The sequence below is a fragment of the Streptomyces radicis genome (assembly GCF_003626575.1).
GTDB lineage: Bacteria > Actinomycetota > Actinomycetes > Streptomycetales > Streptomycetaceae > Streptomyces > Streptomyces radicis.
The window spans coordinates 189890-213886 of the sequence record NZ_RBDY01000002.1 but is presented as its reverse complement, the minus strand read 5'-3'; the positions used below and the strand labels follow the sequence as shown (position 1 = coordinate 213886).

18 protein-coding genes and 1 tRNA gene are annotated in these 23997 nt (G+C 69.9%); 6 read left to right on the top strand and 13 right to left on the bottom strand.

Annotation, left to right across the window (positions count from 1 at the left end):
- Window positions 1-27: 27 nt before the first annotated feature.
- The 7 genes from D7318_RS03875 to D7318_RS03845 form a co-directional block, all read right to left on the bottom strand.
- Window positions 28-543: a Pycsar system effector family protein gene (locus D7318_RS03875; RefSeq protein ID WP_120695409.1), complete on the bottom strand. Its 516-nt coding sequence runs from the start codon at window positions 541-543 to the stop codon at window positions 28-30.
- A gap of 84 nt (window positions 544-627) precedes the next feature.
- A complete protein-coding gene (locus tag D7318_RS03870; RefSeq protein ID WP_230423378.1) occupies window positions 628-1944 on the bottom strand; it encodes a DUF4407 domain-containing protein in 1317 nt (438 codons plus the stop codon).
- Window position 1945: 1 nt separating this feature from the next.
- Complete coding sequence (locus tag D7318_RS03865) at window positions 1946-2989, bottom strand: hypothetical protein (protein ID WP_120695700.1); 1044 nt, start codon at window positions 2987-2989, stop codon at window positions 1946-1948.
- Window positions 2986-5220, bottom strand: coding sequence for a hypothetical protein (locus D7318_RS03860; protein ID WP_183091298.1), 2235 nt, complete (start codon window positions 5218-5220; stop codon window positions 2986-2988). Before D7318_RS03860 ends, D7318_RS03865 begins: the two co-directional genes overlap by 4 nt.
- On the bottom strand, window positions 5213-5836 hold the full coding sequence (locus D7318_RS03855; protein WP_230423322.1) for a hypothetical protein: 624 nt from the start codon (window positions 5834-5836) through the stop codon (window positions 5213-5215). The genes D7318_RS03860 and D7318_RS03855 overlap by 8 nt, the downstream gene beginning before the upstream one ends.
- Window positions 5837-6068: 232 nt before the next feature.
- Window positions 6069-6767 (bottom strand): Crp/Fnr family transcriptional regulator, encoded by a 699-nt coding sequence (locus D7318_RS03850; protein ID WP_120695699.1) that lies wholly within the window; start codon window positions 6765-6767, stop codon window positions 6069-6071.
- Window positions 6768-7304: 537 nt separating this feature from the next.
- The gene (locus D7318_RS03845) at window positions 7305-8072 is read right to left on the bottom strand and encodes a LysR family substrate-binding domain-containing protein (protein ID WP_120695406.1); all 768 of its coding nucleotides are present in this window, start codon (window positions 8070-8072) and stop codon (window positions 7305-7307) included.
- Between the two features lie 66 nt (window positions 8073-8138).
- On the opposite strand from D7318_RS03845, the gene D7318_RS03840 reads away from it, so the two are divergent.
- Together D7318_RS03840 and D7318_RS03835 are read left to right on the top strand one after the other, a co-directional pair.
- Window positions 8139-8546 carry a DUF5997 family protein gene (locus D7318_RS03840; RefSeq protein ID WP_120695405.1) on the top strand — a complete coding sequence of 136 codons (408 nt, stop codon included), beginning with the start codon at window positions 8139-8141 and terminating at the stop codon, window positions 8544-8546.
- Window positions 8547-8881: 335 nt separating this feature from the next.
- A complete protein-coding gene (locus D7318_RS03835; protein ID WP_120695404.1) occupies window positions 8882-10273 on the top strand; it encodes a cytochrome P450 in 1392 nt (463 codons plus the stop codon).
- A 49-nt stretch (window positions 10274-10322) separates the two neighbouring features.
- Here D7318_RS03835 and D7318_RS03830 read toward each other — a convergent pair whose 3' ends face one another.
- Both D7318_RS03830 and D7318_RS03820 read right to left on the bottom strand, forming a co-directional pair.
- A complete protein-coding gene (locus D7318_RS03830; RefSeq protein WP_230423320.1) occupies window positions 10323-12008 on the bottom strand; it encodes a serine/threonine-protein kinase in 1686 nt (561 codons plus the stop codon).
- A gap of 586 nt (window positions 12009-12594) precedes the next feature.
- Window positions 12595-16065 (bottom strand): type ISP restriction/modification enzyme, encoded by a 3471-nt coding sequence (locus D7318_RS03820; RefSeq protein ID WP_120695402.1) that lies wholly within the window; start codon window positions 16063-16065, stop codon window positions 12595-12597.
- A gap of 390 nt (window positions 16066-16455) precedes the next feature.
- Between D7318_RS03820 and D7318_RS03815 the strand changes: the two genes are divergently transcribed.
- Together D7318_RS03815 and D7318_RS03805 are read left to right on the top strand one after the other, a co-directional pair.
- The gene (locus tag D7318_RS03815; RefSeq protein WP_120695401.1) at window positions 16456-17880 is read left to right on the top strand and encodes a hypothetical protein; all 1425 of its coding nucleotides are present in this window, start codon (window positions 16456-16458) and stop codon (window positions 17878-17880) included.
- 434 nt (window positions 17881-18314) lie between these two features.
- Window positions 18315-18656 carry a type II toxin-antitoxin system PemK/MazF family toxin gene (locus D7318_RS03805; RefSeq protein WP_120695399.1) on the top strand — a complete coding sequence of 114 codons (342 nt, stop codon included), beginning with the start codon at window positions 18315-18317 and terminating at the stop codon, window positions 18654-18656.
- A gap of 52 nt (window positions 18657-18708) precedes the next feature.
- Here the strand turns inward: D7318_RS03805 and D7318_RS03800 are convergent.
- Window positions 18709-18782: transfer RNA gene (locus tag D7318_RS03800), tRNA-Gly, on the bottom strand.
- A 107-nt stretch (window positions 18783-18889) separates the two neighbouring features.
- Here D7318_RS03800 and D7318_RS33665 point away from each other — a divergent pair.
- Complete coding sequence (locus tag D7318_RS33665; protein ID WP_113688073.1) at window positions 18890-19126, top strand: hypothetical protein; 237 nt, start codon at window positions 18890-18892, stop codon at window positions 19124-19126.
- On the opposite strand, the gene dcd is transcribed toward D7318_RS33665, so the two are convergent.
- From dcd to D7318_RS03780, 3 genes are all read right to left on the bottom strand, one after another.
- Window positions 19040-19615: a dCTP deaminase gene (gene dcd, locus D7318_RS03790; RefSeq protein ID WP_120695398.1), complete on the bottom strand. Its 576-nt coding sequence runs from the start codon at window positions 19613-19615 to the stop codon at window positions 19040-19042. The two genes, D7318_RS33665 and dcd, sit on opposite strands and share 87 nt — an antisense overlap.
- An 18-nt stretch (window positions 19616-19633) precedes the next feature.
- Entirely contained in the window at window positions 19634-20356 is a 723-nt protein-coding gene (locus D7318_RS03785) for a Yip1 family protein (protein WP_230423317.1), read from the bottom strand.
- A 103-nt stretch (window positions 20357-20459) separates the two neighbouring features.
- Entirely contained in the window at window positions 20460-22604 is a 2145-nt protein-coding gene (locus D7318_RS03780; protein ID WP_120695396.1) for a (Fe-S)-binding protein, read from the bottom strand.
- Between the two features lie 379 nt (window positions 22605-22983).
- Between D7318_RS03780 and D7318_RS03775 the strand changes: the two genes are divergently transcribed.
- Window positions 22984-23970, top strand: coding sequence for an LCP family protein (locus D7318_RS03775; protein WP_183091299.1), 987 nt, complete (start codon window positions 22984-22986; stop codon window positions 23968-23970).
- Window positions 23971-23997: the final 27 nt, after the last annotated feature.

Sequence of the window (23997 nt, the reverse complement as noted above, 5' to 3'; positions counted from 1 at the left end):
CCTTCGGCGGCGCGGACGGGGTGGTGCTCAGCCCGCCGATCCGAGCAGGACGCCGAGCGGGGTGAGGACGAGGAAGACGCCGCTCCAGACCATCCCCCGGCGGATGCAGCGGTACTTGACCGAGACCAGCCGGGAGAGTGCGGCGAGCTGGCTGACGTCCCTCTCCAGCGGGTCGGTCCGGCGCACGATGGTGCCGAGACCCGTGAGGGAGGGCATGGCGGCCACGTCCTCGAAGTAGTGGGCGCGCCCGGCCCGCGGCAGGCCCGTCCTCGGCAACAGCGCGACCCCGAGGGTCACGAGCGACGGTATCCACGCGGCACACCCCGTCCAGAAGAGGGCCTGCGGCGGGAAGGCGTACCGTTCGGGCGATATTCCGTCGCTGGTGACCGCCCCGATCAGGGCGACCAGCATGAGGCCGAGGGCCGAGAGCATGAGGCTGGCCTTCTGGTCCGCCTTGAGCACTTCCTCGCGTGTCTCGCTCACCAGCAGCCTGGCGAGCTCCCTGTCGTGGGCCGACGTGTCGTCTCCATCGCATCCGTGCACGTGCTTCCCCTCTCCACCTCGTCCCCTCCGCCCGCCGCCCCGCGTCCGCGCCATGAGGGCGGACGCGGGGCGGCGACCCGGGGGTCACCTCACCGATGTGCGCGCCAGCTCCTCCTGCAAGGCGCTCACGGCCTGGCTGACACGGATGTTCATCGCGGCCACGTGCTCACGGCGGTCGGCGTCGATCTCGGCCTTGCGCCGGAGCAGTCCCTGCTCGATCACCTCGTGGTCGATCTCCAGCTCGACCACGGCCCTCCGCTCGACCGTCCGCACCGCCTCATCGTGGATCCGCAGGGCGCCGTTGGTCCTGGCCGCCAGCAGCCGGTCGTAACTGCTCTCCCCGTTCAGGAACTTCACCAGGACGGGCAGGACATCGACGAAGACGAACAGCAGCCGCACCATCCAGACGCCGATCAGGAGCACCGTGTCGCGCCCCGTCAGCTCGTGCAGCGCGGCGATCCGCTCCAGCACGCCGATCTCCCGCTGCTGGTCGCGCTCATCGGAGACGCGCTGTTCGACCGCGGCGTCCCTCGCCGCCAGGTAGTCGCCGCGCGACGACGTGAGGTCGGCCTCGATCTCGGCGATGCGGGCGTTCATCCCCGCCAGCCTCGTCTCGTTCTCCTCGGTCCTGTGGGTGGCGCGGTACTCGCTCGCGTTCTCCCGCAGCCTGAGGCACTCGGAGGTGCGCTCCAGGTAGCCGGTCGCGGCGTTCCTGATCAGCCGCCTGCACTCGTCCCTGACGTCCGCGTCCAGGGCCTCCAGGTGCCGGGTGTCCTCGTCGACGCGCTCCCGGAGCTCGCCCGCGTCCGCGCGGAGCGTCGTCAGCTCGGCGGCGAGCGAGGCGGGGGTGGCGTCGAAGGAGAGCAGGAAGGAGCCGCAGTCCTCGGGCCGGGTCCCACCCTCCGACGGATCGGGGTTGCAGCGGAGCAGGTCGGCACGCAGGGCGTCGACCGTGTCGTTCCGCTCGTCCCTGACGTGCTCCTCCACGGCGGACTGGAAGATCCGCAGCACCAGCGGCTCGGCCACCACGACGCCGAGCACGACGGCCACGAGCAGGCGCGTCAGGAGCGGTGAGAGGCGCCGCTTGACGTTGGGCTGCGGCGTGATCAGCCAGCGGTCGAGGTTCAGGACGAACAGCGTCCACATGGCCGCGGGCAGCAGCGAGAGGACGGAGGCCCGGCCGAGCGCCTGGTTGGCGAAGTTCCACATGGAGAACCCCGCGATGACCGCGGTGCCGAGCACCACGCCGCCGAGCGCCGTGTACTTGCCGCGTTCGTGCCAGACCCAGGCGAGCAGGGACTCGTCCACGCCGGTGAGCACCCGGAGCCGACGGCCCGGGTCGAGTCGGGAGGGGGAAGGGCCTTCCTCGGGCGGGCCGAAGCCGTCCGGCGGTTTCAGCACGTCAGTCAACGAGGTCGTCCTCGTCCTTGATGAAGTCGCCGTGCGGCTCGCCGCCACCGCGCCGCTCTCCGCCCGCGCCCGGCCCGACCGCCTTGGCGTCGGGGGGCGAAAGGGATTGGCTCCCCTGGTGGTTGAGGAGCTGCTGGAGCATCATGCCGTAGTCGACATAGTCGCCCGACGTGCCGACCCGCTGCATGATCGCGAGCAGCAGCTTGTTGTGCGTGATCTTCTCCTCGAGCTCCAAGGCGTGCGCGCGCGCCTTGTCCTCGTCCTCGGCCTTGTGCCGCCGGTCCCTCTCCTCCCGCTCCACGTGGTCGATCCGCGCGGCGATGTCCTGGATGTCGATCCGGTCGCGGGAGAGCCCCAGGGCATCGGCGACGTTCGACCCCTGCGCGAGCAGGTCCGCGAGGCTGAGGACGCCGTCCCGCTCGAACGCGCGGCGCGCCTGCTCGAGCTCCTGCTCCCTGTGCTCGTCCCTGACCCTGCGCTCCCAGGCGCTCAGGTCGTCGGGGGTGAGCACCTCGATCCCGACGAACTCCACGGTCATGCCGGGAACGCGCGGCGCCACGACCGCGCTGTAGGCGGTCATCCGATGGGTCACCTGCGCGCGCACCGCGTTGACCTCCTCGATCCTGTGCCCCGCGCTCATCCGCGGCAGCTCGCTGTCCGCGGCCAGGTAGGACCGCAGGGGAACGCACACGTCGGTGATCCCGTGCCGCGCGACGGCCGTGGGGTCGGTGACCTGGCAGGTGAAGGAGGCGCGAATGGTGAACGCGTCGGCCGCGCTGACGGACGGCACCGTGCGCTCGACCTCGACCATCCGGGTCCTGATGTCCACCAGGCTGACCGACGACGCGTCGACCACGTCGGCGTGCGCCGGGTCGAACTGCGCCCCGTGGGGGTAGGCGCGGTACTGCCCACCCACCATGAGGACATAGACGGCGCCGGGCGGCAGCGCGGGCATGTCCGTGCGCTGCTGGCGGCGTGACCACCAGCTCCGCTGGACGGGGCTCAGCGCGTGCTCGGCCACTACTGGGTAGTTCAACTGCTCATTCTCCTCGCGAGTGTTGCCCGGCCGGACATCGGCCGGATCTGTCCGATCAGCTCACCGACGAGCCGATGGAGGTCGTGGTCGGCGTACTCGGGGATCCGCAGCGCGTTCGGCAGGTCGCGCCTGAGGGCCGACCACTGAACGGCGTTCATCCCGGCCCGCATGGCCTCGCCGAGCGCGCGGACGCGTGACGTGGCCGCCGGGTCGTCCTTGAGGGCCGCGATCGTGCGGAAGAGCGCGCCGAGTGCCGAGCGCCGGTGCCTGCTGAGCAGGGCGCGGGTCCACAGCGCCCCGAGGTGGCGGGCGGAGTCCGGCATGGTCCGGAGCAGGTGCGCGGCCAGCGGCTCGGGCGAGTGCAGCCGCTCCGTCCCCAGCATCCGGACGGCGATCGCCAGCGCGTCGGCACGAGCCCTGGCGTTCCCGGCGCGGGCGAGGCGCGTGCGGACGTAGCGGAGGATGCACAGCGTGAGGTCGGGCTGCCGCTCCGCCGTGGTCAGGAGCAGGATCAGGGACCGCCGCGCTGCGACGGCCACACGCTCGCCCCGCTCGGTGAGGAACCAGAGCCAGTCGAGCGCCTCCATCCGGTAGATCGAGGCCAGTTCACCGGAAAGGACCATGGCGGCCGTGATGGCCCTGTTCTGCCCGGCGTTCCAGGCCCACCGGAGTGCCATGCCCAGGGCCTGCGGCGCGAGTCGCTCGTCGCGGCACATGAACTCGAGGGCGAGTGTGGCGGTCACCCGCTCGTTGCTGAGGCCGTCCGCCCAGACGTTGAGCAGGTTCTCTTCAACGTCATCGAGCGCGTCGCGGGCGAGGAGGGCGACGCCGCGTGCCACCTCGGTGCGCACCTCGAGGTCGCCTTCGACCGCGAGATCGCCGAGCCAGCGCCGCATCGGGTACCAGAGCCCGTACCCGTACAGCGCGTGCAACTCCGTGATCACCAGGGCGCGGACGGGCGCGGAGACGAACGTGATCCGGCGCTCGCCGCGGCCCTGGTCACCGCCGGGCGCCGGGTGGCGGGCCACCCGGGCCAGAGCGGCCCGCTCCTTCCAACGGGCCCGGCTCTGCGCGGTGCTCGGCGCCTGCTGGAACGTCCGTCCCGCGCCCGCCGCGTCGTCGTGGACCCGCTCCCAGTCCATGACATGGCCGCCCAGCCTCACGCAGAGCTTCTCGAAGGTGCGCTCGGGGATGCCCTCGGCGAACGCGAGCGCCGCCACCGAGAGCAGGTCGTCCGGGCCCGGCTGGTCGCCGAACCACTGCTGGACGACCTGCCTCTCGCTGTCGCGCAGCAGCTCGAGGGCGGCGTCCGCGCTCCGCGTGAGCGCCTCGGCCACCGCGACGACGGCCCCGGGGCTGCGCAACTCCTTGACGTGGTCGCGGAGGTCGTCCTCCTGCTCGGGGGTGAGGGGCGACGCGGCCGACTCCGCGACGCAGTGGTCGAAGAGGCCCAGGGGATCGGGGGCCCGCCAGGGCACACAGAACTCCCGCAGGGCCAGTCGGCGCGAGGTGCCTGGCGAGGCCGTGATCACCAGGTAGGAGCGCCGCTGCTTGAGCTCCTCGCTCAGCCGCCGCATCTGGAACTCCTGAGCCGCGTCGAGGCGCAGCTCGCCCAGGTAGTCGAAGAGCGCGTATCCGCGGTCCGTGTCGAGGGACCCCGGCTCCCAGAGCGACGGCAGGGAGTCCGCGGGGGCCAGGCTGCGGAACTCGACGTGGCCGCCGAGCAGTTCCCTGAGCAGGGCCAGCGCGCCGGCGCGGCGCCCGCAGCCGTCCTCCCCGATCAGCACCACGATGTGCTCCGAGCGGAGCTTGTCCATCGCCTCGTCGTACTGCGGCTCGGGTGGGAGGTAGTGGCGCAGCGTCGCGTCGATCCGGTCCCGCTTCACCCTGCCCGGGGTGAGGCCGTGCGTGGCGGTGGCCGGGCCGAAGCCGAAGGTGGCGCCCGAGGCGTGCACGTCCGCGTTGAAGTAGTTGTAGACGCGCTGACCGTAGGCGCGGCGGAGCTCGTCGTAGCCCTCCCTGTCCTCGTCGCCCTCGTCGCCCTCGTCGGGGCGCGGTGGCCCGTCGGAGGGCTGGTGCCCCTCGGAGGCGTCTCCCTCCGGCGGGGCGGTCCCCTCGTCGTCGCCGTCCGGCGTCAACGCGTCGGCGGGGGGCGGGGGTCGCCTGGGGCCGCCGCCGTGGGCGCCGTCGGCGGGCGGGTCGACCGGGTCGGGCTCCCTCTCGTCAGCCATGGCCGCCGCCGAAGCCGATGACGCCGCCGCGGAGGTCGACCGGGGCGTTGAACGAGGTCACGCTCACCTGCTCGCCGTGCACGGTGGTCCGCCCCTGGGGCTCGGCGCCGTGCGCGGCTCCCCGCCCGGGGGCGGGCGGGGAGGCCGGGCCAGGGCCGAGGTCGAGCCGGTGGGCGCTGCCGCCCGGCACCCAGAGCCAGGCGCTCGCCGCGTACTCCTTCTCCTCGACGGCCACCTCGCGGAAGACCGCGGGGACCAGCGTGGTGTGGCCGCCGAGGATCCACTCGTTGTAGACGCGATCGGAGAGCAGCAGGGCGAGATTGGCGTCGTCGGCCGCCTTCAGGGCCACATGGGCGACGGTCGAATTGAGCAACCGGCAGGTCTCGACGACCGTTCGCCCCGCGAAGCCGTTGTCGGCGTGCTCCGCGAGACCCTGGTGGATGGCGGCGCGCAGCCTCATCCTTGCGTGCGCGACCCGGATTTCATTGAATTGGGCCAACTCGAAAACGAGATGCCTGATGTAGTTGTCGACGAGGCGGGACGCGGATCCGTCGAGCGGCGCGAGGGCGAGGACCTCGTCGCCCTTCTTCTGGATCTGCCACTCGGAGCTGTCCACGCCCGCCTTCGCGGCGGCTCTCGAAAGCAGCCGCGGCAGATCGTGCTGGACGTCGGACTGCCTACGATCGTTGTTTCCTCCATATGCCTGTACGTCGACGGCGATGCATGTGCAGGGGTAATACCCGGACCGCTCGGCCACCTGGCCGTTCCTCCCTCTGTCACGGACTTTCCGCGACCGTTGGCGTGAGGTTACGAGCGGTTTCGGGAGGCGAACGCGTACCAGTACGGGTTCAGTCGACGAGTTTCGCGATGCGCATCAGCTGCGGCACGTCCTTGATCACCAGTGTGCGGCGCCCGCGTTCGACGACGCCGCGGCGGGAGAGCTCGGCGAGCGTCTTCTGCGCGGTCGGAAGCGCGATTCCGGCGAGCGAGGCCAGCTCGGCCTGGGTGATGGTCACTCCGAGCTTCCTGCTCTTCCCCGACGCGCCGTCCACCGGATGCCCGTAGGTCTGGGTGAGCTCGCCGAGGACGCGGGCGAACCTGGTGGGAGCCTCGTACGCGCCGAAGTCGAGGCGCCGCTGGTTCGCCCACCGCAGGCGGGTGCTCTGCATCCGCAGGATTTCCCGCCTGGCGTCGGGGTGGCGACTGAGGAAGGCGTCCAGCTGCGGCCACTGGATGAGATGGGCCGTCACCGGGCGAATGGCGATCACGGAACTCGACCTGGGTCGGTCCTCGAACGCCGCCATCTCGCCGACGAGATCGCCGCGCACGCGAATCGCGGTCAGCATGTCGTATCCGTTCTCCGACGTGGTGACCACCTTGACGATGCCGTCCAGGATGAGCAGCACATGCCTGCTGTTGTCGCCCTGGCGCAGCAGAGCGCGGTGTTGGGGATAGTGGAAGAGAACTCCGATGTCCATGAGATCTTTCAGGCTGTCCTGGCCGAGCCGACCGAGAAAGGTGGGGCCTGGCCACTCGATTCCGCTCATGCGCACCCGCCCTTGGAACCGGCGATCGCGGTGTGGTTTTCCATGGCCCGGTGAATAGGCGATGTCGCGGGGTGCCGCCGCTGTGGCGTCACGAATTCATCACTCCTGGTACTGCTGATTGCTGGCGCCGTTCGCCGCAGAAGTGCCGTCCATCCTGCCGCCGTGGCGCCTCAGGTCAAGCCAGGTCCTGACGAGTGGCCGGAACACGCCCTCCGGCGTTATTGATCAACTGCACGGGCCGTGTTTTCACGGATGTGCGAGAGCGATACGGCGGAGAGAAAAGCGGAAAGGCAATTGCCAGTGGCATGGTCCGTCCCGCGCGGGCGGGCGTCAACCGGTTCGCACCGTTCTCCACAGGAGTCAACGTGCCGCAGGTCAACGGGGGGCGCTCACGCCGCCGTCGGCCGGGGGCGCGGCGGCTTCGGGCGGGACGCGGCGGTGCCGAGGGCCGTGCGCGGGGGAACGTTGCTTCTCGGCCCTGTCCGGGGCAACTTGGCGCGAATGCCACCCTGGCCCACCGACGCGGAGCTGGCTCCGTCACGACCTGCGACGGGGCTTGCCGCGGCGGGTGCTCTTGCCGCGTGCGGGGAGGCCCCGCCTCGGCTGGGTCCGCGCCCGCTGTTGGGCCTGCCCCTGTGCCTTCTTGGCCTGCTTCGCCTTCTTCGGCTGCGGCGGGGTGGGGCGGCCGCGGGAGCTGTTGACCGTTCGCCCGCGGACGATCCCGATGAACTCCTCGACCAGCTCGGTCGTCGCCTCCTCGGGCCACGACAGCGCGACCTGTGACGTGGGGGCGTCCACGAGCGGGCGGTAGGTGAGGTCCTTGCGGTGGTGCAGGCGGGCGAGCGACTGCGGGACGACGAGGAGTCCCACGCCCGCCGCCACCAGCTCGATCGCGTCGCCCGTCGTCGCGGGGCGCTCGTTCGCGGGGCGCTCGTTCGCGGGGCGGCCCGGCGGGCGTTCCCAGTCGAGGGTGTCGTCCAGGGGGTGCAGCACGACGTCATCGACCAGGTCGTCGGCCGCCACCTCGTCAACGGCCGCGATCGCGTGGTCCTTCGGGACCACGACCACCGTCGTCTCGATGTAGAGGGGGATCACGCTCAGGCCCGTCCGGTCGATCGGCAGCCGCACGAAGGCCGCGTCCGCCCGCCCGCCCCGCAGCGCGTCGACCGCCTCGGCCGCCGCCACCATGGCGAGGGTCAACGGCACCTCGGGGAGCCGTTCGTTCCAGATCCGGACCCACTTGGTCGGCGTCACGCCAGGAACGTACGCGAGCCGAAGCGAAGGGGGCACATCCGAGCCTGTCACGTCGCCAGGCTATCCGGTCGCGTTCCACGTGCGGCGCTGTCGGACCCGCTCGCTACCCTGGACGGCATGACGTCGCACCCGACCACCCAGACGATGAAGCCCGCGACCGCGGCGAAGAAGCTGGGTGTGTACCTCCAGGCCACTCCCGCCGAGTTCCAGGAGGGCGTCGTCTCGCGCGACGAGCTGCGGGCGCTCCAGGCCGATCCGCCCGAGTGGCTGCGGGAGTTGCGGCGTGACGGCCCGCACCCGCGGCCCGTGGTCGCGGCCAAGCTGGGCGTCTCCATCGCGGGCCTCGCGCGCGGAGGCGTCACGGAGGCGCTCACGACGGAGCAGATCGACGCGCTGAAGCTCGACGACCCCGAGTGGCTGCGCCGGGAGCGCGCCACCCAGGCCGAGGTGAGGAAGGAGGCGTCGCGCATCAAGGCGAAGAGGGACGCCGCGGACGCCGAGCCCCCCGCCCGCCCGCGCCCCTGACCTCGGACGGGAGGGCGCCGAACGCCGCGTCCACGGCGCGTTCGAGGCGTTTCCCGGCCCGGTCGCGCTGTATGGGCGACTCGACCTGACCGTGGCCGACGCCGGGACGGCGAAACGGGCGGTGCGGCGGGCGTCGAGAGCGCCGTGGGTGTCCCCGGCTGCCTCGGGACGGGTCCCGCGCGCGCCTCGTTACGTTGACGCGCATGACGCGGATGACGCGTACGCCGACGAGCCACCCCCGCCCACCGACTTCGTCCCGCCCACCGACGCCGCCCCACTCACGGAAGACCCCGCGCCCCGTCCGCCAACAGCGCCCGTGAAAGGCAGGTCACACCATGAGCAGCAGTACCGCGTTCACCCATGGCACAGCCCCCGGCGCCCTGCCCGTGCTGGGGCACGCTCCGCACCTGATGCGTGACCCCCTGAGCTTCTTCGGCTCCCTGTCGAGGCACGGTGACCTGGTCACCATCCGCCTCGGCCCCCGAAGGGCCCATGTGCCCTGCCACCCCGAGCTCCTGCGCCACATGCTGGTCGAGTACCGCACGTTCGACAAGGGCGGTCCGCTCTACGACCGGGCCCGCGAGGTGTTCGGGGAGAGCCTCGGGCTCTGCCCGCACGACCAGCACCGGCACCAACGCCGCATGCTGCAACCGGCGTTCAGCGCGGAGAAGATCGCGGCCTACGGCGTCATCATGGAAGCGCAGATCACCGCGCTCACCGCCTCGTGGCGCGAAGGACACGTCTTCGAGGCGTTCCCGACGTTCTTCCGACTGAGCGCGAACACCGCGATGCGCATGATCTTCGGCGCCGGGTGCACGGACGAGGCGGCCGCCACCGTGCGGCAGTCGATCGCCACCCTCACCCGCGGCCTGGCCGTCGACCTCCTGCTGCCCAAGGTTGTCCAGCGCCTGCCCCTGCCCGTCATACGCCGACAGGCCGAGGCCCGCGAGACGTTCCTCACCGCCATGGACCGCCTCGTCGCCGAACACCGGGTCCGTCCCCACCCCGCCTCCCTGCTGGCGCTGCTGCTCGACGCCCGCGGTGAGGACGGCCGCCCCCTGACCGACGACCAGCTGCGCGAGCAGGCGATCGCCTTCCTGAGCGCCGGAACGGACACCACCGCGGCCGCCCTGACCTGGATGTTCCTGCTGCTGGCCGGGAACGCCACGGCCCAGCGGCACCTGGAGGAAGAGGTCGACGAGGTGCTGGGCGGCCGCCCCGCGAGCTTCGCCGACCTTCCGCGGCTGCCCTTCACCCGACGCGTCGTGACCGAGGCCCTGCGGATGCGGCCGCCGGGCTGGATGTTCACCCGGGCCACCACGGCGCGCACCACCGTCGCGGGCCAGGTGCTCGAGCCCGGCTCCCTCGTCCTCATCAGCCCGTTCACCGTCCAGCACCGGCCGGACGTCCACGCCGAGCCCGACGCGTTCGAGCCCGACCGGTGGCTGCCCGAACGGGCCTCGGCCCTGCCGCGCGGCTCCTTCGCCGCCTTCAGCAACGGCGGCCGCAAGTGCATCGGCGACGAGTTCGCCATGACCGAGGCGACCCTCACGCTGGCCACCGTGGCCAGCCGCTGGCGACTCACCCCCGAGCCGGGGACCGACGCCCGCCCCAAGCCACTGGCGACGACCCTGCTGCCCCGGCGCATGCGCGTCCGCGTGACCGCGCGCCACGAGGGCGGCGAAGAGCCGGGAACCCCCGTGGACGCGCGGAGCGAGAGTCGGTGAGCGCCCCGGAACGTGCGCCGCGGGCCGCGGGCCCTTCGGGCGGACGTGCTCAGCCGGACGGCTGCGCGGCGCCGCGCCAGACCGTGAGGTCAACGGTCACGTACTGGCTCGATGAGTCGGTCGACGCGTACTCGCGGACGGTGACCAGGGCGATGTCCCCGGTGGCGGTGGTCAGGCAGATCTCCGAGCCTGGCGGCGCCTCCTCCGCCTCGAGCCGGTCGGTGTACCGGGTCGCCGAGCGGCAGGTGTCGAGCGAGCCGGGCTCGTTGGCCCGCAGGAGCACCAGGTTGTTCCCGTCGCTGGTCACCACCAGGCGGTCGAGTGTGATGACACTCGCCCCGTAGTACCCGAGCTCGCCCTCGTAGTGCGGGCCCAGCTCCCCGCGCACCGGGGCCGGTGGGTCCTGGTAGAGCGAGATGGTGTGGCTGTCGGGGATGGAGACGCCCTCGTAGACCACCGGTTCCGGATCGGCCGGGGGTTCGGGCGAGGGCGTCTCGGCCGCGGCCTCGTCCTCCCCGCCCTCCTCGTCCTCGGCGGTGTCCTGGTCCGTGGGCGTCGGCGACGACTCCCCGGCCGCGTCGCCGTTGCCCGTCTCGCCGTTGTCCGAGTCATCGCCGCCGTTCAGCGCCATGGCGCCGATGACCACCCCGAGGAGCACCGCGCACGTGGCGACGGCCGCCAGGACGACCGGCCACCCGCGGCGACGGCTCCGCGGAACGTGGGGCGGCGCGGCGGGCGTCGCGGGCGCCGCGTATGCCGCGGGCGCGAACGTCGGGGGCGCTGCGGGCGCGAACGCCGGGGGCGGCGTGGCGGGTGGCGCGGTCGGCGGCGCGGGCTGTGCCGCCAGGGCGGTGACCGTTGCGGCGTGCTGGTCGATCTCGGCGGTCACGGCGGGCGGCAGCCAGTCGTGCGCGGGGTGCGCGCCGGTGCCCGTCACCCGGCGGCACATCTCGATGACCTGGGCCGGGGAGGGGCGGCCCGCCGGGTCCTTGGCCAGGCAGTGGGCCGTCAGCTCGCGCAACGAGGCCGGGACCGCCGCCAGATCGGGCTCCTCGTGAACGATCCGGTACAGCACGGCCGGTGAGGAGCCGTCCCCGAACGGCGGGGCGCCCGCGGTGGCGAAGGCAGCGATCAGGCCGAGGGAGAAGACGTCGGCTGCGGGCGTGACGGGCTGGGCCATCGCCTGCTCGGGTGCCATGAACGCGGGGGTCCCCGCGGTGACGCCGCTGCGGGTCAGCGACGTGGCGTCGGCGGCCCGCGCGACCCCGAAGTCGATCACCCGAGGCCCGTCGGCGGCGAGCAGGACGTTGGACGGCTTGAGGTCGCGGTGGATGACGCCCGCGCCATGGATGGCCTGCAACGCCTCGGCGATGCCCGCGAGTACGCGCGCCGCGGCCTGCTCCGGCAGCGGGCCGTGGTTCCGGACGGCCTCGTGGAGCGAAGGGCCCGCGACATAGGCCGTGGCCAGCCACGGCTGCGGCCCGTCCGGGTCGCTGTCGATGACGGGGGCGGTGAACAGGCCCTGCACCCGCTCGGCGGACCGCACCTCCTGGCGGAACCGCCGCCTGAACTCGGGATCACTGGCGACTTCCGGCCGAATCACCTTGATGGCGATGGGTCGGCCGCCGGGCGTATGGGACAGGTACACCTTGCCCATACCGCCCTCACCGAGGCGGTGGGTGAGCCGGTAACCGGCAATGGTGGTCGGGTCTTCGGCACTCAGAGGCGCTGGCACGGGCTCACCCTAGCCACGCCCTGACCGTTCGATCCGGCCGAAAATGATGCAGTTCGGCTACAGCCTTGTCCCGCCTGTGCCGTTGCCCCGGGGGGCCGTTCGGAGCGGGACACCCCGACCCCGCACCACCGGCCCGGGGCCCGCCGACAGCGCCACCCAGCGGCCGTCCAGGGCGGCGACGCGGCCCTCATTCTCCGCACCTGCCCAGCCTCCAGGGCGTACGACCGGAAACGCGGAGAAGACAAGGGGCACAAGGAGGCCCTGCTCGCACTCACCCGACGACGCGTCAACGAAGTGATGGTTCGTGACGGAAAGTGCTACCACTGCTCACTCCCAGCCATGGCGGCGACTTGTCAACGTCATTGGGAAATCTCCTCTCTTGCGGACTCCGCGTGCGATGCGATCTCACGTCGCACCGGGCGTGCCTTCCCGACCGACGTGCCAACGTCGGCCTACTCGGTGATCATCACAGGATCATTCAGGAAGGTTCGCCCTTCGCGCGTCTCCCCGACATTGATCCACTGGTCTTGCGCATTGCTCCAAACCGGATCTTGTTCGGCTGTGCGGCGCGGGTCAGGTAGCACATCTACGGTTCTCGTCGCTTCCTGCGAGGCGACTGCGTAGCGCCAGAACTCCTGCTCCTCCGCGACTGCGTCATCGGAGCGGCGGCCGGAGAGCTCCTGTCTGCGGTGAGTGGCCTTACAGCGTGCGGCTCGCGCGCCTCGATGCCCTCGGTCCCGGGGATGGGGTCGGTCTGTATCGGTGCGGGAGCGGAACGACGGGCGGTTTCCGGGACGGGCAGGATGTTCCGACGCTGCAACTCGACGACGCTGACCAGCGGTGACATGAGAACACGGTCGAGCAGCTCGTTCTGAGCCGACTGCAGCTCGACCAGATGCCACAGGACGGCCAGCACATACTGAAGATCCTCGCTCCAGGCAGGATGCCACCGGTGGGGCCGGATGTGGTCCAGCTGGCTGACGGCCCTGCGAGACGGCGGTCCCGTCCTGCGTTTCAACCAGCCATCGAGAACGTTCTGCCCACTGACCTGGTAATCCCGCATCTGCTGAGTCACGGGGCCGAAAACGCCATGGCCGAAGTGGAGTTCCAGGCGGTTGGAATCGTAGACGAAACTCTCGGGTAGTTCGTCCCTGCCGACCTTCCTTTGGTACGTGATCGTGGGCTGCGCGGTCGTCCAGAAGCCCTGGGGTCCGCCGGGCCTCCCCGCCGCCGGGTCCACGAGCCTCTCTCCGAAGGTAGAGGCCCAGATCACCTTCCGTCCGATGTGCAACGCTTCCGACCACACCGTGGCGTCGCCGGTGAGCGGTACGCGGACGCCGACGGTCGTGAGTTCGTCGTCGAAGCGGGACCGAAATCCGGGATGAGCTGTGATCGCGGCAATGTACGCGGCCAAGTCCTCGGCGGAGACGGCCAGCCCACCGAAGGAGTTACGAAGGTGCTGGAGAAGGCCGGGGGTCACATTGGGGGTGCCGTCCTTTTGTAGAAGGGGAATCACCCTGCCGCCACCCCAGCCAGCGAAGTGATGCATATCCGGCATCAGCGCGGTGAACAGAGTGGCGGGGCCGTCACCGAACCGCTCGGAATGCAGTTCCACAATGTGGATCTGGCCCTCAGCCTGGTTCTCCCACAGCTCCGGCGAGCATCTGTCGAGGACTCTGTTGTCCGGGATGATCCACTGCCGGTCGAAAGGACGGAAGGCCACACGCACCGGTTCCGGACACTCGGGACCTGCCTCCAGCATCGACAGCCTTCGCAGTGCGGAGCCCGGGAGTGGCTTGACCGGCCGGTCGATGGTACGGCCGCCCTTGGTCTCCTTGAACAAAGCACGCTTCTCGGCCAAGTCCTTCTCGGCGGTCAACCTCCGCCACCGGGAACGCAGCATGTCGGGGTCCGGTGAGTAGACCCACGTCCGCTTGGGCAGGATGCCGGGCACAGTCCATGGCAGCAGATCATTCAATGCGGGATAGGTGTCCCATGCTCCGAGTGCCGCAGGTGTGAAGGGGGCGTGGGCGTCCTGCCGCACCAAACGCCACTGGTCACTGTCCGGCCCGAGAGCCTCCAGCTGGGCGTATTTCTCCTCACGAGTGCTGCCGTCCAGGGCGACGTACCTGATGCGGGCAGGTTCGGTGTCGGCCCTGCTGCGGACGAACACAGCGATCGTCAGTTGCTGCTGAACGCCTTCAAAGAGGCGTGTCCGCAAAGGTGGCTGGATACCCTCCGGGCTGAGGTCGATGATCCAACCCTCGGAACAAGTCTCACGCAGGTACTTCCTCATCCCTCGGAAACCGGGCCCGCTGAGAAAACCCGCGGTACTGATGAAGGCGATAATTCCGCGGTCTGACGCGGAACGATGCTGTTCGAAGACCTTGAAGGTGGCCCAGCGCCAGAAGTAGACATAAAGGTTCTTGAGCTTGTTCTCGTGCACTCCGTTTCTGCCTCCGAGGCGGAAGGCATCGAGCAGAGGGGCTTTGTCATCCCCCTCGCGGCCTTTCTCCACCCACCCGCCTTCCCCTTCGGCTCTCTCCCGGTCCGGCGGGTTGCTGATCATGACGGTGACCTTCTGCTCACGCTTGATCCAATCCGCCTTGCGGGTGTTCTCAACCAGAGGATCACCATCAGACAGGAACGTGAAGAGGGTGGCCCTCTCATAGGGATCCGCGAGGGTGTCGGCGAGATGAAGTCGCAGATCGCCGAGTTGAGTGTTGGTGACCTGCTTGCGGAGGGTCTGGGTGATCCTCATCTGGGCGACCGCAAAGGCAGCCATCTGACGCTCGAAGCCGATCAGTCGGCCCGCCAGCCGTTCCACCGCTTCGCCGCGGAAGCCTTCCCCTCGACGGGAGCGTTCTTCAGCGACCCTGTCGATGATCTCGCTGAGGAATGTGCCGGTGCCCATGGCGGGGTCGACGATCGTCACCTGCTCGTCCGCGAAGCCCTCCACACAGCCCAAACGGTTGCGCAGGACGGTGTCGGTGAAGCGGACCATCTCTTTTACCAGACGGGGCGGGGTGTAGTACGTGCCTGAGCGCTTACGCAGCTCCCGGTCATATTCCTGGAGGAAATTCTCGTAGAGATGAACGTGGGCGTCGGGCGTCCGGGCTCGGATCGCTTCCCAATCGACAGCGTCGATGACCTGCACGAGCGTGTCGATTCGGCGGGCGAACTCGGCGTCCACCGTCTCCGTCAGCAACTGCAGGGCTCGGCCCATGACCGTGTTCTCAGCCTTCAACTCACGTGCAACGTCAACGAAGTTACGACCGGCGAGCGGCAGCTTCTCGATACGGGCCAGCAGCAGGGCGAAGGCAATCGTCTGGGTGTAGCGGTCGGCGAATAGGTGGTCGGGGTCCAGTCCGTCGGTTGAGGGGAAGAGCACCCTGCTCCAGTGGAGCGCCAAGGCAGTGAAAGGCTGGGGGAGCCTCCGCCGGCTGCGGGGCCCCTCTGGCATTCTGTGTTCAAGTGCGAGCTGCTCAAGCACTTCCTCTCGCAGGTACTGGCACAGCGGAGCAATAGATGACACCAACTGGCTGACACTGATGATGCGCTGGGGCTGCCACCCGAGAAATTCCCGCAACAGATCCCGAAACGCCGCTCCATCGGCTTCGCTGGTACGCAACCGGTTGCCGGACCGGTACAGATCACCTTCGAGCCGAACTGTGCGGAGAGGCCGCGAACCGCCCCGATATAGGCACCAGGTGTGACCGTTGCTGTACAGCACGTTGGGCAGTCGGCGCATCAGCTCCCACTGCTCCCGGTCCCGCTTCGTGAAGCCGTCGGGCGTGACGTCGTGCCCGGGGGCCTTCAGCTCAACGAAGCCGGTGATACGCCCAGATGTCTCCACCGCGTAGTCCGGACGCACCCGGGCCTCGGGCAAGGGATACTCAGGATGAAGGCGAGGACGCAGCTTCAAGCGCACTCCGAAAGTCTCCACCAGCTTCGCCACCGGCAGGCTGATGGACGCCTCTGTGTCGCTGACGCGCAGACGCTCCCTACACTCGGATCCAAAATCCGCCACCAGAGCCCGTATCCACTCCTCCGGCATCTTGTCCCCTCCAAGCTGTGGGCGGACGGTGGATCACCGCAGACACAGCTTGTTGGAGGCAAAAGGACCGGCTCAGTGCGCACGGGGGGCGCGTGAGGGGCACGGACAGCGCGTTCCGTGACCGCTGAGAAAACTGGGGCGGGTGTTGGTTGGGAAGAGAACGCCCTGGCCCAGATGGACCTGGCCCGCTGCCCCAAACGGGGAAGACGTCGGCACCAATTGCAAGGCCACGAGGTGGCACGGCTTGGGCGGCGGGAGGACCGAATCCACCCAGCCTCGCGCCCGCAGCAGAAGCAGCCCGGACGCCTGCAGCAGCCGCTCCGCTCCAGGCCGATGTCGTCCGCTGAGGAGCGGCGCATCCGGTGCCAGCGGCGTCGATAGGGTCCTCTGGTGACGTACATAGTGACCCTCACCCCGGACCAGGTGGCCGACAACGAAGGCGACTGGCTCGTCTCGGAGCGCTTCACGAAGGCGCTGCCCACAGGGCTCGACACGTCCGACACCGGTACCCGGTTAGCGTTCCTGGTCGGCGATTACCGGGCGCGTTCCGGGGCCATCGGCCGCAATGGGCTCGCCGAACACGGCCGCTTCATCACCTGGATGGGGTTGGTCCAGCGCATCAACACGGTGGGCCCGGTCGACAGAAGCATCACCATCGAGCCCATGCGCAGATGTCCGAAGCCGGTGCCCCTGGACGGCCCCGACGGAATCCTCGCGTCCCTACCCTCGATACACCGGGCTCACGTGGAGCAGGCTCTCTCCGGAAGCGCGGGCCACTGCGGCACGACGACCTGGCACGCTCTGCGGGAAGCACTCCTGAGACGTCACCCCGAGTTGGCACGCTACATCGACTGGTTGCTCGCCCATCTCAACGCGCTCGTCTTCAACGTCGAGGACGCGGCGGACTGTGCGTGGCAGGAACAGAAGGACGCGGCTCAGTCCCTCACTCGCGTGACCGACTTCCCGCACTCCGCGCTGTCGGCCTGGGGACGCCCCGCGTCCCGAGACGAGCCATACCTCGCGGGACTCATTCCGGACCCGGTGGAGAACAGCCTGATCGATCACGACGTACGGGTCGGGCTGGGCGGCGAAGCGCCACTTTTCGACGACTGGCGACAACGCAGTGACGTGCGATGCGACATCCACGTGCTGGAAGACTCCGCAGGACGCCGTCTCGAGGTCGTCAACGTCAATGCCACCCCGGTCGAGAGCCGACTGGGCACGGACATGATCTACTACCACCACCCCACGCACAGCTTTGTCCTCGTCCAGTACAAGCGCTTGGAGTTCCCGTACAAGGAATACCGGGTGAACAAGGAGCTCTTGGACCAGATGGACCGCTTGGAACAGGTTTCACGGCTCAGTTCAAAACCCGCCAGCTCCCACGAGTGGCGCCTCTCCCCGGACGCGTGCTTCCTGAAGTTCGCCCACTGGCGGAACGGGGCGGCTTCCAGCACCGAGCTGGCCCACGGCTTGTACATCCCCCTCTCCTATGCCCGCGTCCTCCTGGAGGACGACTGTACACTCGGACCCAGGGGCGGGCGCATTTTCAGCTACGAGAGGGCGGTCAGCTACCTCGTCGGAGCGGAGTTCGCGGAGCTGGTAAAGCTCGGCCGAGTCGGAACAGTGGGGACCAGCGTCGAGCAGTTGAGGGACTTCGGGCTGCAGCGTGCCCGCGAGGGGTACAGCGTCATGCTGGGATTCGAGACGAGCGACGAGACGCCCCGCGAACGGGCCGTACGCGTCCGCAGTCGCAGCGCGAAGAAAAGGCCGAAGGTGAACTCATACTCCCCGCCTACTTCGCAGCAGCAATGAACGTTCGCGAGATTCGAAGGTGCTAGCGCTGACGTTTCGTGACAGCTCGTCGGATTCTCCGGCGGGCTGTTTCGGATTTCGGCTTGGTGGTGGGAATGCCGGCGGTGTCGCATCGGGTGGGCGCCGGGTTCCACGGCTCCGGTCAGGGTGGTGCTGTTCGCCGACCAGGCCGGCGCCCGCTCGGACCACCTCGCGGGCCATACCTGGGGCGAGAAGGGGCGAGGGAGGTTGGCTCAGGTGCGCCTCCAGGCCGACGAGGTGGAAGCCCTGCACCAGGCGATGCGGACACTGCACCGTGCTTCGACGTCTGAGGCGCTCCGCGAGGGGGTTGCACCTTCTCGTCAGGGAGGCGGCGGAGGAGATCCGCCGGCGCCCCTGCCGGAGGGTGCCCTTCCGCCGAGTGAGGAGGAGCCGCGGGAAGCGGACGAGACGGAGTGGTGAGGGCTGGCCTGCTTCTGCGCGGGGAGGTCTGGGGGTGCGCCTTGCCCCAGCCTCTCGGCCCTCACCCCGTTGTCGTTCTCACGGTCAACCGCATCGCTGAACCGCTTGCGTCGGTCACGGTCGCGTTGATCACGGGAACCACGGGCCCGCGGGCCACCCACATCCCGGTCGGTTCTGACTCCGGGTGGACGAAATACGCTGAGTCCTACGTGAACTGCGTCGATCTGCACACGGTGGCGAAGTCCCGACTGAGCAAACGGCTTGGTCTCCTCTCACCCGCCGAACTGCGCAACGTCGAGAACGCGATCCGCATCCTTCTCGGTCTCCAGCGTTGACACCCCCCCCGCAACGAACAAGGCCCAGGTCGTTGACCTGGGCCCTTCATCATGGAGCGGGCGACGAGAATCGAACTCGCGCTCTGAGCTTGGGAAGCTCATGTTCTACCATTAAACTACGCCCGCTTGGCGATCTGCCCGTAGCTTACCTCACCTCGGAGTGCCGTGGTGAGTGGGTGGGGATCTTCCCCTAATCTTTCCCTTCGTCGTCGAGGGTCAGGGGAGAGGGAGCCTTGCAGATCACCACCGTCGTTCGTTGTGCCGAGGGGCATGTCTTCGCCACCGCGCGGTTTCCCATGCGGCAGTTGGGGAGCGAGCGGATCGGGCCGGGGCGGCTGTTGCGGTGTCCCCGGTGTGCCCGGCTGCGGAGCGCCGTGCCCGTGTCAGATCGCGGTGCGGTGGAAGTTGAGGTAGGAGCGGGAGGGGGTCGGGCCGCGCTGGCCCTGGTAGCGGGAGCCGACTCCCGTTGACCCGTAGGGGTGTTCGGCCGGGGAGCTGAGGCGGAACATACAGAGCTGGCCGATCTTCATCCCCGGCCACAGCTTGATCGGCAGCGTCGCGACGTTGGAGAGCTCAAGCGTCACATGGCCCGAGAAGCCCGGGTCGATGAAGCCCGCCGTCGAGTGGGTCAGCAGGCCGAGGCGGCCGAGTGAGCTCTTGCCCTCCAGACGGGACGCGAGGTCCTCGGGGAGGGTGATCACCTCGTAGGTGGACGCCAGGACGAACTCGCCGGGGTGGAGGATGAACGGCTCCTTCCCCGGCGGTTCGATCTCGCGCGTCAGGTCGGGCTGCTCGACCGAGGGGTCGATGTGCGGGTAGCGGTGGTTCTCGAAGACCCGGAAGAAGCGGTCGAGTCGCACGTCGATGCTCGACGGCTGGACCATCGCGGGGTCGAAGGGATCGATCCGGACCCGGCCCGCGTCGATCTCGGTACGGATGTCCTTGTCTGACAGAAGCACGCCCCGAGCGTAGCGGCCCTACAGGGTGCCCAGCTTCACCAGCATCAGCAGCGCGAGCAGCTGGATCGTCGAGGCGGCGAGGGCGCGGGGCCACGGGATCTCGTGGGAGCGGCTGACCATCATCGTGAACAGCACGCCCGCGCCCAGCCATGTCGCCCAGCCGATGACCTGGACGATCGGGTCCGCGCCGCCGAGGAAGAGGGCCAGGGCCAGGCGGGGCACATCCGTCAGGGTCATGATCAGCATGGCCAGGCCCGCGGTGGGCGCCCACAGGCCGTTCCCGCCGAACTGCCGCGCGAGGTTGTGGGTCACGGTGCTCAGCACCAGCGCGCCGAGGCCCATCGCCACCCCGGTGAACAGCAGGTACGGCGCGACCGTGGAGGCCGTGGTGTCGAGGATCGACTCCCGGGCGTTGTCCAGGCCGAAGACCGCGACGAGGCCGTAGAGGAACGTCACGATCAGCGCCGGGGCCCACATCGCGTAGTCGCGCATGTGCCAGAAGGTGCGGCTGGGGTGGAGGACGATGCCGCTCAGCAGCTCGCGCCAGGGCAGCGGCGGCTGGGGCGGCGGACCCGCCGCGGGGCCGGGATCGGGATAGGTGGGGTGGGGCTCCGGGTGCTGCTGGTACTGCCCGGGCCCCTGGTACGGCTGCTGCGGCGGGTACCCGTAGTGCGGCTGCGGCGGGGGATAGGGCTGCGGCTGCGGGTACTGCTCGTCGCGGTTCCTTCTGAATACGGCCACGCCTATGAACGTACCGCTTCCGCGGGCCACCGTACTCCCGAACGGGCCCCTGAGCGCTCCCCCGGGGGCCGTCCGGGTCCGGCCGTCCCGGGCCGGGGGGGTCTCATGTGGCGGGCTCCGGCTCGGCCGTGGGGATCTGGGTGTCGCCGGGGGCCGTCGTGGTGACCGACTCGAGGAGGAGCTGGGCGACGTCGACGACGCGGAGGTCCTCCTTGGCCGCGGCGTCGGCCTTCTTGCCGTTGACCGAGTCGGAGAGCATCACGAGGCAGAACGGGCACGCCGTCGAGATGATGTCGGGGTCGAGGGAGAGGGCCTCGTCGACGCGCTCGTCGTTGATCCGCTTGCCGATGCGCTCCTCCATCCACATCCGGGCGCCGCCCGCGCCGCAGCAGAAGCCGCGCTCCTTGTGGCGGTGCATCTCTTCGTTCCGCAGGCCGGGGACGCGGCCGATGATCTCGCGGGGCGGGGTGTACACCTTGTTGTGGCGGCCGAGGTAGCACGGGTCGTGGTAGGTGATCAGGCCCTCGACGGGGGTGACGGGGACGAGCTTGCCCTCGTCGATGAGGTGCTGGAGCAGCTGGGTGTGGTGGATGACCTCGAACCGGCCGCCCAGCTGGGGGTACTCGTTGGCGATGGTGTTGAAGCAGTGCGGGCACGTGGTGACGACGCGCGTGGCCGACGCGGCGTTGAGCGACTCGACGTTCTGCTGGCCGAGCTGCTGGAACAGGAACTCGTTCCCCAGGCGGCGGGCGGAGTCGCCGGTGCACGCCTCGTCGCCGCCCATGATCGCGAAGCGGACGCCCGCGATGTGCAGCAGCTCGGCGAACGCCTTGGTGGTCTTCTTGGCGCGGTCCTCGAGGGCGCCCGCGCAGCCGACCCAGTAGAGGTAGTCGACCTCGGTGAGGTCATCGATGTCCCGGCCGACCACCGGCACGTCGAAGGCGACCTCGGCCGTCCACTCCAGGCGCTTCTTCTTGGCGAGGCCCCAAGGATTCCCCTTGCGCTCGAGGTTCTTCAGCATGGTGCCCGCCTCGCTGGGGAACGAGGACTCGATCATCACCTGGTACCGGCGCATGTCCACGATGTGGTCGATGTGCTCGATGTCGACCGGGCACTGCTCGACGCAGGCGCCGCACGTGGTGCAGGACCACAGGACGTCCGGGTCGATCACGCCGCCCTCCTCGGCCGTGCCGACCAGCGGGCGCTCGACGGCCTCGCCCGCGAGCAGGTAGGGGGCGGCGGCGTGCGCGTGGTCGCGCAGGGACATCACCAGGAGCTTGGGGGACAGGGGCTTCCCGGTGTTCCACGCGGGGCACTGGGACTGGCAGCGGCCGCACTCGGTGCACGTGGAGAAGTCGAGCAGGCCCTTCCACGAGAAGTGCTCGATCCGCGAGACGCCGAACTGGTCGTCCTCGTCCGGGTCGTCGAAGTCGATCGGCTTCCCCGCCGAGGTCATCGGCAGCAGCGCGCCCAGGGCGGGCTCCCCGTCGGCGCGCCGCTTGAACCAGATGTTGGGGAAGGCCAGGAACCGGTGCCACGCCACGCCCATGTCCGTGTGGAGCGCGATGGTGATCGCCCAGACGGTGGTGGTGCCGAGCTTCACCATGGCCGTGGCGTACACGAGATTCTGGAGGGTGGCGGTGGAGAGGCCGTCGAACGCCGCGACCAGGGGATACGACACGAAGTACGCCGGGTCGTACCCGTCCACGTGGTGGAGGGCGCCCTCGAGGCCGCGCAGCACCAGGATGGCCGCGCCGATCGTGAGGATCACATACTCGACGAAGTACGCCTGCCACGCGGTCGAGCCCGCGAACCGCGACTTGCGACCGGCGTGGGAGGGCAGGCTGAGCAGCCGGATGACGATGAGGGTCGCGATGCCGAGCACGGTCATGGCCGCGATGAACTCGATCCACATCTCGTAGGGCACGAAGCCGCCGAGCACCGGGAGCGTCCAGTCGGCCTGGAACAGCTGCCCGTACGCCGTGATGATCGTGCCCGCGAGGGTCAGGAACCCGATGGCGACGAACCAGTGGGCCACGCCGACGGGCGCCCAGCGGTTCATCCGTGTGTGGCCGAGGAACTCCCTGGCCAGGGTCAGCGTGCGGCGCCGGGGATCGTCGGTGCGCAGCCCCTCGGGCACGGGCTGGCCGAGGCGCAGCGTGGCGACGAGCCGGGCGACGGCCCGGGCGAACAGCGCGACGGCGACCGCGGTGAGCACCAGCGTGACGACGATGGCGGCGAGTTGCATGGCGGTGGCTCCTCGGACCTGCGGACAGGGGGTGGACGGAGGGCTAGCCAACATAGCCCAGCACCATGCTACTCGACGGTAACTTGATTCGTCGTCCCTCGTTCGGGGGAACGTGCCGGGCGTGCCGTGACGTCAACGTCACTTGAGCTTTCAAGGAGCGGCGCCCACCGTGGCGTGTCCGTCCCCGAGCGCGCGAGGAGACCGGCCCACGCGGCCCGAGTGGAACGCCCCCGGCGCACCTGGGCCGTTCGGCCGCCGCGCCGCCCCCGTTCGGTGGAAGCGGCCCGGCCCGCAACCGCCCTTCAGGACTTCGCCCCCGCCGCCGCGCACGATGGGGCCCAGGCGAGGCGTGAGCGATCCGAAGGGGCGGTGTGCGCCGGTGGCGGTCCAGACGACGCGTGGTCAGAAGTGGCTGTGGTGGCTCCTGCTGGCCTTCGGCGTCATCCTCGCGATCATCGCGGGGGTGGCGCTGTGGGCGTACCAGCGGCTCGACGGGAACATCAGCACCGACCACGCCGCCGCGCGGGCGCTCGGCGAGGAGGAGGGCGAGCGGCCCGAGGGGGCGGACGAGGCCAGGAACATCCTGGTCATCGGCCACGACTTCGGCTCGGGCACCGGCAACGCCCGCTCCGACACCGTGCTGCTCCTCCACCTCTCCGCCGACGGGCGGCGCGCCGACGCGGTGCACGTGCCGCGCGACATCGTCGTGGACATCCCCGCGTGCCGCACCGAGGACGGCGGGCACAGCGAGGCGACGACGGCGCAGTTCAACTGGGCCTTCCAGTTCGGCGGCGCGGCCTGCACCATCAGGACGTTCGAGGGCATGAGCGGCATCAGGGTGGACCACCACCTGGTGATCGGCTTCGAGGGCTTCGCCGATGTGGTGGACGCCGTCGGCGGCGTCGAGGTCGAGCTCGAGGAGGCCGAGCGCGACCCCAACGTCGGCCACGACCTCCCGGCGGGGCGCCACCGTCTCGACGGGGAGCAGGCCCTCGCCTATGTGCGCGCCAGGGTCTTCGTCGGCGACGGCAGCGACCTGAACAGGCTCGCCCGCCAGCAGGAATTCCTCGGCCGCCTCTACCAGCGCGTCACCGACGAGCGGACCGTCACCGACCCCACGCGGCTCTACCCGGTCCTCAAGGCCGTGACCTCCGCCATCACCGCGGACGCCGGGCTCGACTCGCTCGACGAGCTGTACGCCCTGGCCAAGGACCTCAGGGCCGTGCCCGACGGCGCCTTCGGGTTCCGCACCGTGCCGACCGTTCCGCACCCCACCGAGGCCAACAGGCTGCGGCTCGACGAGCGCGTCGCCGGGCGCCTGTTCGCCGCGATCCGGCAGGACCGCGAGCTGCCCCCCGCGCCGTAGCGCGAGATGCGGCCCCTCCGGGCCCGT